Genomic DNA, 9,936 nt, shown 5'->3' with positions numbered 1-9,936 from the left:
ACAGAGAGAGGAAGGATTAATGACCACTCAACCCGTAGTCGATGAACAAGCAAAGACTTGCGAGCACGGCGTATCCGGTTACTGCCATAGATGCGCTGAAGAAGAGTTCAACATTCCGAAAGAGCTATCCTTCATTGGTAGTGCCTTACTACTCTTTATTCTGGGAATGGTCTTTAATGGCGCACTCCATAATACACCCTACAGCATGGCTGAATATGCGGTGCTATTAACCGCTTATTTGTTGGTGGGCTGGCGGGTGGTATGGACTGCTTTGCGCAATTTTACACATGGAAAGGTTTTCGATGAAAATTTCTTGATGACTGTGGCTACCGTCGGCGCCATAGCAATCCACCAGCTTCCCGAAGCTGTTGCCGTGATGCTATTCTACAAGACGGGTGAATTTGTGCAAGAGCTCTCTGTAAGCCGTTCTCGCCGGTCGGTAAGAACCCTGCTTGACGTACGCCCTGATTATGCTAACTTGAAGACTGATAAAGGGCTGGAAAAAGTATCCCCCGACCAAGTGAAGGTGGGGGATATCATTATCGTTAAACCCGGTGAGAAGATTCCTTTGGATGGGGAAATTATCGAAGGTCAGACATTACTGGATACTTCAGCGTTGACTGGTGAATCAGTCCCCAGAAGCGCAAAACCCGGCGAGCAGGTACTGGCCGGAATGATAAGCAAGACCGGCTTGCTCACCATTAAGGTGACCAAACTATTTAGCGAATCGTCAATAGCCCGAATATTAGAGCTTGTAGAGAACGCGGCAGCGAGGAAAGCGCCCACGGAGAAGTTTATCACCACCTTTACCAGATACTACACACCTGTGGTTGTATTCGGTGCACTGCTTGTAGCTGTTGTCCCACCGCTTTTTATTCAGGGAGCCACCTTTTCAGAGTGGATATACCGTGCTCTTATTTTGCTGGTAATCTCTTGTCCTTGTGCGCTTGTTATCAGCATTCCATTGGGTTATTTCGGGGGCATCGGCGGAGCTTCTCGCAAAGGAATATTAATTAAAGGATCCACCTACCTCGATGCTCTCACAGCGGTGAAAACTGTTGTCTTCGATAAGACGGGCACCTTGACCAAAGGCGTGTTCAAAGTTACCAAGGTGGTTACTCGAAATGGATTCAGCCAGGACCAACTGCTGCGCTTGGCTGCGGAAGCAGAAGTACACTCTAACCACCCGATAGCCCAATCTATCCTTGAAGCCTACAGTAAAAAGGTGGACCCTTCAATAGTCAGAGATTACCAAGAAATTCCGGGTAATGGCATAAGAGCGCAGGTTAATGGACAAATCATCATGGCTGGCAACGACCGACTACTCCATAGCCAGAACATCGAACATGATGATAATGATTGTTGCGTCGAAGGGACAGTGGTCCACCTGGTTGCCGATAATAAATATGCAGGATATATTACTATTGCGGATGAAGTTAAAGAAGATGCCGCCGAAGCTGTCATCTCTTTAAAGAGATTAGGCGTGAAACAGGTAGCCATGCTAACTGGGGATAGCCAGGTAGTGGCTGCTGCCGTCACCAAGCAGGTGGGAATAGACATCTTTTATGCTGGCTTGTTACCTGAGGATAAAGTTCAAGCTCTGGAGAAGATGAAAAATACTACCCAGGAGAAAGGAAAAATTGTCTTTGTGGGTGACGGTGTCAATGATGCTCCGGTGATAGCTCGTGCGGATATCGGAGTCGCAATGGGTGGGCTCGGTTCTGACGCCGCCATTGAGACGGCTGACGTAGTGATTATGACTGATGCTCCATCCAAGTTGCCCCAAGCAATTGAGGTCGCAAAGAGGACCCGCACTATTGTCTGGCAGAACATTTTAATGGCATTTGCGGTAAAAGGAATTTTTATTGCGTTAGGTGTAGCCGGAGTAACGACAATCTGGGAGGCGGTCTTTGCCGATGTCGGTGTTGCAATGCTAGCCATTTTAAATGCTACCAGAGCGATGAGATAAAAAACTAAATCATAGAGTAGGGTAAGATAAAATTACGCGGACGGATATATCATGTTGTAATTTGCTAATCCGTTTTCTTCATGTGGCTAGGACCGATCTCAGGGTACAGTGTAAATAGAGGGTTGGACCAAAGCTCATCGCCTGCTTGTACGCCTGTCTTCGTGAGACGATAATATGTTCTTTCCGGAGCTGAAGGATAGTTATCCTGAATTGTTGAAGCTTCGGTTTGGCTAGTGACTTCAACCCAACCCAGCCTTTTTAGGACTCCGAAGTACATCAGAAACGAGTGATACCGCATGTGGGTAAACTTGCGGGAGACTCGTTTCAATTCCCGCTGGTAGATTTTCTCCGCTTCCGCTTCGGTAACATCAGCATGTTTAACCACCATGTTACTGATGATTCTCTCGGCTCGTTCCCTGGCTGTAGCCCGGGCCAGAGCTTCTTTGTACTCAAAGTTGATGTCAGCCTGGGGAGCACCTCGCTTGGGATCGACTTTCCTTGAGCCTTCGGGACCATTCCCCAGAAGATACTCCCTGATAAACCATCCGCAGCCAAACGGCCGAAGGAAGCCTCCTCTGGTGGGTGCCAGTCGAATTACCATTGGTTAGGCTACCCCCACTGGTTTCTTGATAGCTTGCTCAAGGCTATCGAATATCTTCTCTGAAACCTTGCGTATAGAAGCCAAATTCGCTTCAAGGACTTTCTTATCTTTGGACCAGACTGCCACATAGGGAAACGAGCGGGCACCGGTATCAAAGCCGTAATGAGCGCCGATGGTAAATGCCACACTTTCGGCAATAGTTTCGGCATCGCTTCGCGGGATACGGAATACTCCCTCAGAATAATAATGAGCCACTTCATGCAGCAGTGTCTTTAGCTGCTGGGCGCGAGATTCTTCCGGTCGAACCCAGATAGTCTTACCTGTGTAGTAACCCTTGATATCCGGATCCTGGTCCGGCTTTGACTCAAAACTGACATCAAGCCCCTGCGATTCTGCCAGGCGCATGACTTGTTCGAATAGCTCTTCATTTGCCTCACCGGTGAGAGGCGGTACGTCAAATTCAGGTAGAGATTTTCCTTCCGTCTGGCTGACATCAAAAACGTAGACCACCTTGAAATAAATCGGACGGATTTCGGTTTCATCTTCGGGCTTTTCTTCCCCACCCGGTGCGTTCTCAACATCAGAAGGTTCGAGTTGTTTCTTCTTGGGAGGAATACATGGCGCCAGGATGGCAATTCCCTTTTCGCCCTTCTTGACCCACCGGTACAGGTCTTTCCAGGTGCTGAAACCAGCTACCCGGGTAGCGTCAGGCTTCTGTAGCATGATGAGTATCAGATTACCAATGCTGTAATCGTGAAATTTGGACATGGTAAGCAGAAATGTTCGGAAGTTCTCGCTCTGCTGGATACCGTTAACGCCTTCCTTGAGCCGTTTCAGGACATCGTCAATCTTACGCTCTTTTGTTTCCGGCTCTACGGAAAAACTGTAATCCGGAACCGGAACTCCAACCCAGCTAAGCAGGTGATAGTCATGCGGTGAGATCTTTTCGCACACTTCACATTGATGGACTGAAGTGGCGCAGAAGGCACATTCACCCCTAGAAACCGGCTTGCTCACTCGATTGTAAACTGGGGTGGCTGCATAACTATTTGCCGGTAATGTTTTCGGCAAGTCGTCTGACATATCACTGACCATATCTTTAATCACACCTACCATCAAGAACCCCATCAAGGTAAATCCGGTAAAAGAAATCATGGCAGGGACCCATGATGACTCTGTGATGACTTCTTGCAAAGCCAGTATTTCAACAGAGACCTGGCTACCAACTTCAATCCCCTCCAGTTCACCGGCGTTAACCTCAATAAAATAGCGACCGGGCACGGTTGAATGCACCTGGTATCCGGGTTGAATATTACGGTCAATCTCGGTGACCACCAGGTCCTCAGAGAGGAAGGCAATATCCAACGGGAAAAGCATCGGTTCGGTAGTTACGGTTATATCCTGGGCAAATCCCAGGTCGAAAAGCATACCGGTGCCGGCATCGATTCCTGAAATACCACCAAGCCCCTGCACCAGCTCCCAGTATGTGCTGGACAGAGAAGCCAGCCATTCTTTATCTCCAATCGTTATTTTGACCTGTCCTGCCATTAGTGCCTCCCAGGTATTCGCTTAATCCCGTTAATTTTTCCTTCCAAACTCATTTGCCTAGACTCGTAATCCGATGTTCCGATGTCCGATCCGCCAAACATGGCCACATCAAAATTCTTGTGCCACCGGGCGGAAGCCTTAAAATCGGTTTTCTCCTCGAACTTTTTACCGCGGGAAACTTTCGGCTTCATCCCCTGAGGGCAGACAGCGGACATGCCTTTGAGGAAAGACTCACTGGTGGTGTCTTCCCGGTAGTTTATCGGGGCGTTAATTCCAAATTCTTCGTGACTGGCATATTTACCCATTCTGTTTGCCTCCTTGCCATAACTTCTCGTACCACTCTTTCTGCTCCTCGCCTGATACCTTGCGGTACTTCATCGTTGTGACGATACTCTGGTGCCCAAGGTGCTCTTGGAGTAACCTGATACCATCTCCTGAGTCATCCAGCTTAACCGCGTGCACTGCGAAGGCATCACGTAGCTTATGAGGGCTCACATTGTGTACCTTACCGCTTTCCGGGTTAACCAGATTAGGCAACCTGGCTCTCTCGGCACATTCTTTTACTATCTGCCAGGCCCGGTGCCGGGTTAAATTAAAAAGCTGTTGATTCCCTTTCCTGGAAACAGCACCGCCGCGCTTGATATATTCCTTCAGCATTCCCAAGGTGTCTGTATCCAAGGGTATATTGCGGAACTTGCGGTGCTCTTTTTCATCCGCAACCGCTTTCTCCACCTTCTGCCCACAAACCGGGCAAAACTTGTGTCCTTTCCCCAACCTGGCGCTGCATTTCGGGCAAGAAAGTTTAATACGCTGTTTCAGGTGCTGGATGGTTACCAAGCCCTGTTTGAAGTCGATGTCGCTTACCTTGATCCCCAAAGCTTCGGAGACGCGGCAACCGAGGTGAAATAGCAAACGGATAAGCAGCCTGTCCCGCAGGTATTCTGCCGACTGCTCAAGCCGTTCCACCTCTTCCGGTTCCAGGTAGGCTTTCACTATTCCTCGACTCCTTCGCTCATTTGCTGGGTCATCGGCATGATCATTCCCATCATCATCAACATCATTATCATCGGCATCACCGATGAGAACATATCCCCACCGCTGGTGTTGCCGGATACGATGATGACGTTATCCTGCTCGGCAATAGCGCTGGTATCCTCAATCCAGACCCTTAAGCCATAGGTGCCGTTCTCAATGCCACCCAGGGATTTAGCTATGAGTATGAAATCCACCGTGGCGGTTCCATCAGCCGGTGTAGAAGACGCCGGCAGCTGGACATCAGCCTGTCCCACGCACGCGCTAACCATGTGCTTGCCGAAGAGGTTTGTGTAGTAAGGACCAGCCAGCAGCTTTACGGTGGTGTTCACACCGATGACGTACTTGAAGGAGACGGTCACCCGGACCTTATCCCCTACGTTGAACGTTCCTGGCTCAAGCGCCATCGGTGCAAAGACTATTTCAAGTGCCATGCTCTACTCCTACACCTTGGCAAAATCTGCAATCATGAACTCACTGATGGTCGGGTCTTTGCCTATAATCAGCAGGGCTTGCTCATAACCAAACAGGGTTTGAGGAACACCCGGTGAGCCGCCGTATATCTTGCAGTAGATGTCGTCCCAGTCATTGCCCACATTCGTCGGCAGAGTGAACGTATATGAGTCAGTTACCTGGGTCGGCGTCGTATACTGGGGAAGGCTCTTCGAGTTCTGCCCCACCATCTTCTCATCAAAGCCGAATAGTCCATAGACTCCGATGGAGTAATAACAGATGGCGCTGCTGATTGCCGGTCCCGAATACTTGAAGGACATGTTTATCCTGAGCTTTTCCCCTGGGGCCAAAGTTACCTGCTTCGGGGCCGGATTCATATAGCCCAAGGGGATATAGATGCCGCCCGCCAGGGTATAGAACTTGTGGCTATCCGGGTCATAAAAAACACGTTCCCCTGTACGCGGGTCAATATACCAGCCAGCCGCGGACGGCTCCGGCATTTGTCCCTGAGCACTTTCTTGGAGAGCCTTAAACTCTCCGAGCTCTATAGACAGTGTTTTCAATTTCATGGTGTGCCTCCTTACACTTTGTAGAAGTCTGCTATCTTAAACTCGCTCACCTGGGGCGTCAGCGCCGACAGGTTGATGGTTTTCGTCATCTCGTCATCGAAATGCCAGTAGCCGTCGGCGCCGTACCAGTAGCTATAGGCATGGATGGTCACCCGGGCATCCGGCATCACGAAGGACCCGCTGAATGAATGGACCGCACCGCCATCCACATTCACCCAGTTCTCCGGAACATCAATGCCTGGCCACGGAGAAACGCCGTATTCTAGAGCACCGCCCACCATGATGGATATCACCCCGGAGTAAGTGTTCTTAATCCGAACGGTTATATCCACCAGGTTGCCCGAAGTCGCCTCGCTGGGAGCTACTATCTCGATAATATCGGCGTACTGTGCCACGGAATTTCCTCCTAAGCCGGGTAAGTAAGCTGTAGTGTGTAGGTCACTTTCAACTGACCTGTATTCGGGACATTGACGCCACCCGCCAGCAAATCGCGGCACATCATGAAAGTAGCCGAGGAGTTATCGTAAGTCCCCTTGGTATACACACCTGCTTCATTCACAATGATTGTGCCGCCGCTGTTATTGTTGAAATACCTCACCCAGGCAACGGTCTTGATAGTTCCGACCGTAGATATGGCGGGTGGATCAGTAGCGCTATAAGAAAGCTGGCCGGCTAGATTTCCACTGGCTATCTTCGCCCCCAGGGCATAACTTTCGAGGCTTTCCGGGTTAGCACCTGTCCCAACAACGATTCCAAAAGTGTCAATCCCGGCACCGGCATAAATACCGTTAGTCAGGTTCACGTAAATGCTCGAATTACTGGCGCCGCCACTGGATAAACCGGATGCAGGTTGTGTGGTGGTATCCGACCTGGTGGATCCTCCAGTATCAACAATTGCCAATCCAACTGCGGAATCACCTGGTACCGCCGCAGCCTGGCACACCATCAGGTTATAGGCGTTTCTTACCCAGCTATGACTTCTTTGCTTCGAGTGAAAAGTGATGCGATTTCGCTTATCCCTGACCTCAAACTCCCAGAAAGCTTCCGGAAGCAGAATATGAAGCTTCTTTGCCAGCTTTCTCATTTCTTCGTATTCGGTTTCTAAAAACATTTCAGTCATCGTAATCTCCTACGCGTAAACCAATATCCATGCCCGCGTCCCTAAAGGCTGGATAAAACCACCACTAATGCTGGCAGCCCGCGCCCTTATCCAGTAGAGGGTTAATCCTGCAAGAGTGTCAGTTGCCCAGTCTGAAGGGCGAACGAAAGTAAGCCAGCCCTTTCCTGCCGCTTTCCAATCACCGGTGCTGTTGTGCTTTATGGTCAGTGTGCCCCAGACCCCGGCGCCCCTGGAATACTCGTAAGCAAGGGTGTAATTAGCGCCTGCCTGTCCGACCAGAACGGACACAGCATCAAAGAGCCCAGCATGTCCCATGGCACAGTAATCATTGATAGAGCCATCGGACGGGAGAAGCGTTATATCATTTCCCGTATCATCATTTGCCTGCACTGTCTCATCGATATTGCCGACATCATCGTTGTGTGATACTGCCCCGCCAACAGAATTTACCGTGGTTGCCCTGGCTTCTCCGTTAAATATAGGGGCTGGAATGCCAAGGACTGGAGAGGAAGATCCCCCGCCGCCCGGACCAGTTATATGAGCGATGCTCATTGCTGGCATTGGCATGGACAGGTCAAATGCCAGCGCCCGGTTCGCTGAGCCAGTTAGATATTGGACCAAACTTTCAATATCCTGCCAGACCGGTGATAGCCCAGGGCCCCGACTTCTCAGGAAGCTATACCCTTTACCGGCATCTGCCAATAGCCTTTCAAGGATGTCATTTCCACGAAAGGCTATATCGCCGTGACTCATTGATCCGGCAATACTTTTAAGATTGGTCATTTCCTTTGCCTGCCAGTCTTTATCGGTGTCTATTTCAAGTTGGGAAAGTTTGGCGACTCCCTTAAGCAATAAGCTCATTGCTACTCCTTAACCCTTATCTCCATCGTCCCAGTTGCGTTTGACGACCTTGGCGAATATCATGCTACCGAAACTAACCACCAGCGCTCCGCCCGTGATAATGCAATAGCCGTAGTCAGCACCCGTAGCCCACTCTGTAACGACCCCGGCAACCGTGATACAGCAACCCACGGTTTCCAGTCCTATCGCCAGGTTTCTACTTAGTTTCATCAGTCTCTCCTTCAGTTGAGCGGTTATTCTTATCGGCTGCCGGACCCTCCCGCAGCGTGGAACCAGTAGAATAAAGTCCACTGGCGGCCATACCGGCGATGATGCCATTAAATAATGCGGCTACCCAGTCCGACATAGTGCTGACGCCAAGTGCCCAGCTGGCCACCAGGTTAATCACTAATCCCATAGCAACCGCCAGTAAAGGATAGTAGCGGGTATCCGAGATAAAGGGCTTGAAAAGCTGTACGAATCCCAGGATAAGGGGCACTCCGCCCAGGGCTACCAGGGATTTTACTAATTCACTATCTGCCATCTTCTATGCTCCTACCATGCTCGCCATCATAGCCATCATCATGAACATGGGAAATACTTCTGTGCTCTGTTGTGCCGTTGAACCGGTTTGGGATACCTGTCCCAGCATCGAGCCCATTGCTGGCAATCCGAAACCATAGACGTTATCTTTATTGACCGGAGCATCCTGCGGTTTGGTCGAAAAATAGGGAGCCAGTTTCTTGGCCTCTCGCCAGCTGAATACCCAGGCTTCTCCATAAGCCCGCCGGCCACTCTCCCACAGTAGACCGGCCAGCCCCGACAGCATCGGAGCGGCGAAGCTGGTGCCCGACTTCACTAGGTACTCGTCGTCTTTTTGATGGCTCGCCATTTCAAGGTCGGTGCCCCAGATAACAAAATCTGGCTTGGTCTCGCCCTGTACAGTTGGTCCGCGGGATGATTTTTCCCAGATAGCTAGCTCACCATTGGTCTCAATAGCGCCCACAGCGATGACCTCCGGATCACAGGCAGGAAGCATAACAGTAGTCATTTTCGGACCGGAGTTTCCCGCAGCGGCAATAACGTCCAGACCGTATTCCGTACTTGCCTTGCGGCAGGCTGCTCTCACCGGATTGTCGGCATCACCGTCATCCTCACCTCCCAAACTGAGGTTGATGATGTTGGGGTATAAATCATCGGTTATCCAGAGCCCGTTCTTTCTCGCTTGCTCGGCTAACCCGCAGACTCGCTCAATTCCCATGACGATACCTTCATCACTGCCAATGCCATCGTCATTGATTACCTTGATATTCAATATTGAAGCACTGGGAGAGACGCCGGCTTTCTCACCTATGGCATGCATGCCACCGGCAATAATGAAGGCAACCTGGGTCCCGTGTCCGAATATGTCATCGGCTGTTGGCGAATCTGTGAAATTAGCTTCATAGACGACTTTGCTTCTAAGAGACTGATGGGTCTTCCTGATACCGCTGTCTAACACAGCTACGGTAAGACCGGTCCCGGTAAGCGGTGGGTTGAAATAAGAGCGCAGCAAATAAAATACATCCGAAAGGCTCTCAACCGGTGCCACTTCACTCAGTACCTGCTCGGCTTTATAGTCTTTGACAGGCTTTAAGACAATGCCCGAAACGGCTGATAATGCCTTTACTTTTTCTTCGCTGAGCTCGCAAAAGAATTGCCCCAACAGCCTGGCAGGTTTGAAATCGGTTATGCCCAGCTTGCGGATCTCCGCCTCTGCCTGGGTTGGCGTTATTCCTTTCGCGATTACTGAATATCTCATCTT

General features: G+C 50.3%; 13 protein-coding genes. 1 reads left to right on the top strand and 12 read right to left on the bottom strand.

Annotated features, from left to right (window positions below; genetic code table 11):
* Positions 1 to 19 precede the first annotated feature (19 nt).
* Positions 20 to 1,969, top strand: coding sequence for a heavy metal translocating P-type ATPase (locus tag UCH007_RS00890; protein WP_046960796.1), 1,950 nt, complete (start codon positions 20 to 22; stop codon positions 1,967 to 1,969).
* A 64-nt stretch (positions 1,970 to 2,033) separates the two neighbouring features.
* Here the strand turns inward: UCH007_RS00890 and UCH007_RS00885 are convergent, their stop codons facing one another.
* Genes UCH007_RS00885 through UCH007_RS00830 form a run of 12 tightly spaced genes read right to left on the bottom strand, consistent with a single transcriptional unit; the run spans position 2,034 to position 9,933 of the window.
* Positions 2,034 to 2,570, bottom strand: a complete 537-nt coding sequence (locus tag UCH007_RS00885; RefSeq protein ID WP_046960795.1) for a hypothetical protein — start codon at positions 2,568 to 2,570, stop codon at positions 2,034 to 2,036.
* A 3-nt stretch (positions 2,571 to 2,573) separates the two neighbouring features.
* Entirely contained in the window at positions 2,574 to 4,118 is a 1,545-nt protein-coding gene (locus tag UCH007_RS00880) for an ArdC-like ssDNA-binding domain-containing protein (protein WP_046960794.1), read from the bottom strand.
* The gene (locus tag UCH007_RS00875; RefSeq protein ID WP_046960793.1) at positions 4,118 to 4,423 is read right to left on the bottom strand and encodes a hypothetical protein; all 306 of its coding nucleotides are present in this window, start codon (positions 4,421 to 4,423) and stop codon (positions 4,118 to 4,120) included. Before UCH007_RS00875 ends, UCH007_RS00880 begins: the two co-directional genes overlap by 1 nt.
* Positions 4,416 to 5,111, bottom strand: coding sequence for a tyrosine-type recombinase/integrase (locus UCH007_RS00870; protein ID WP_046960792.1), 696 nt, complete (start codon positions 5,109 to 5,111; stop codon positions 4,416 to 4,418). Before UCH007_RS00870 ends, UCH007_RS00875 begins: the two co-directional genes overlap by 8 nt.
* Positions 5,111 to 5,584 (bottom strand): hypothetical protein, encoded by a 474-nt coding sequence (locus UCH007_RS00865; RefSeq protein WP_046960791.1) that lies wholly within the window; start codon positions 5,582 to 5,584, stop codon positions 5,111 to 5,113. The genes UCH007_RS00870 and UCH007_RS00865 overlap by 1 nt, the downstream gene beginning before the upstream one ends.
* Before the next feature lie 9 nt (positions 5,585 to 5,593).
* Positions 5,594 to 6,172, bottom strand: a complete 579-nt coding sequence (locus UCH007_RS00860; protein WP_046960790.1) for a hypothetical protein — start codon at positions 6,170 to 6,172, stop codon at positions 5,594 to 5,596.
* Between the two features lie 11 nt (positions 6,173 to 6,183).
* A complete protein-coding gene (locus UCH007_RS00855; RefSeq protein WP_046960789.1) occupies positions 6,184 to 6,567 on the bottom strand; it encodes a hypothetical protein in 384 nt (127 codons plus the stop codon).
* Positions 6,568 to 6,578: 11 nt separating this feature from the next.
* A complete protein-coding gene (locus UCH007_RS00850; RefSeq protein ID WP_046960788.1) occupies positions 6,579 to 7,292 on the bottom strand; it encodes a hypothetical protein in 714 nt (237 codons plus the stop codon).
* A 9-nt stretch (positions 7,293 to 7,301) separates the two neighbouring features.
* On the bottom strand, positions 7,302 to 8,153 hold the full coding sequence (locus UCH007_RS00845; RefSeq protein WP_046960787.1) for a hypothetical protein: 852 nt from the start codon (positions 8,151 to 8,153) through the stop codon (positions 7,302 to 7,304).
* A gap of 9 nt (positions 8,154 to 8,162) precedes the next feature.
* Complete coding sequence (locus tag UCH007_RS00840) at positions 8,163 to 8,363, bottom strand: hypothetical protein (protein ID WP_012984030.1); 201 nt, start codon at positions 8,361 to 8,363, stop codon at positions 8,163 to 8,165.
* Complete coding sequence (locus tag UCH007_RS00835) at positions 8,350 to 8,676, bottom strand: hypothetical protein (RefSeq protein ID WP_046960786.1); 327 nt, start codon at positions 8,674 to 8,676, stop codon at positions 8,350 to 8,352. Before UCH007_RS00835 ends, UCH007_RS00840 begins: the two co-directional genes overlap by 14 nt.
* Before the next feature lie 3 nt (positions 8,677 to 8,679).
* The gene (locus UCH007_RS00830) at positions 8,680 to 9,933 is read right to left on the bottom strand and encodes a S8 family serine peptidase (RefSeq protein WP_046960785.1); all 1,254 of its coding nucleotides are present in this window, start codon (positions 9,931 to 9,933) and stop codon (positions 8,680 to 8,682) included.
* Positions 9,934 to 9,936 lie beyond the last annotated feature (3 nt).

Source organism: Dehalococcoides sp. UCH007 (assembly GCF_001010485.1).
GTDB lineage: Bacteria > Chloroflexota > Dehalococcoidia > Dehalococcoidales > Dehalococcoidaceae > Dehalococcoides > Dehalococcoides mccartyi_A.
The sequence above is the reverse complement of the archived record's forward strand: the minus strand, read 5'-3'. Positions and strand labels throughout refer to the sequence as shown.

Excerpts from the sequence above, each read along its gene's own strand:
- UCH007_RS00885 (WP_046960795.1), bottom strand. The coding sequence starts at position 2,570 with ATGGTAATTCGACTGGCACCCACCAGAGGAGGCTTCCTTCGGCCGTTT.
- UCH007_RS00890 (WP_046960796.1), top strand. The coding sequence starts at position 20 with ATGACCACTCAACCCGTAGTCGATGAACAAGCAAAGACTTGCGAGCAC.
- UCH007_RS00880 (WP_046960794.1), bottom strand. The coding sequence starts at position 4,118 with ATGGCAGGACAGGTCAAAATAACGATTGGAGATAAAGAATGGCTGGCT.
- UCH007_RS00860 (WP_046960790.1), bottom strand. The coding sequence starts at position 6,172 with ATGAAATTGAAAACACTGTCTATAGAGCTCGGAGAGTTTAAGGCTCTC.
- UCH007_RS00865 (WP_046960791.1), bottom strand. The coding sequence starts at position 5,584 with ATGGCACTTGAAATAGTCTTTGCACCGATGGCGCTTGAGCCAGGAACG.
- UCH007_RS00850 (WP_046960788.1), bottom strand. The coding sequence starts at position 7,292 with ATGACTGAAATGTTTTTAGAAACCGAATACGAAGAAATGAGAAAGCTG.
- UCH007_RS00830 (WP_046960785.1), bottom strand. The coding sequence starts at position 9,933 with ATGAGATATTCAGTAATCGCGAAAGGAATAACGCCAACCCAGGCAGAG.
- UCH007_RS00845 (WP_046960787.1), bottom strand. The coding sequence starts at position 8,153 with ATGAGCTTATTGCTTAAGGGAGTCGCCAAACTTTCCCAACTTGAAATA.
- UCH007_RS00875 (WP_046960793.1), bottom strand. The coding sequence starts at position 4,423 with ATGGGTAAATATGCCAGTCACGAAGAATTTGGAATTAACGCCCCGATA.
- UCH007_RS00835 (WP_046960786.1), bottom strand. The coding sequence starts at position 8,676 with ATGGCAGATAGTGAATTAGTAAAATCCCTGGTAGCCCTGGGCGGAGTG.
- UCH007_RS00840 (WP_012984030.1), bottom strand. The coding sequence starts at position 8,363 with ATGAAACTAAGTAGAAACCTGGCGATAGGACTGGAAACCGTGGGTTGC.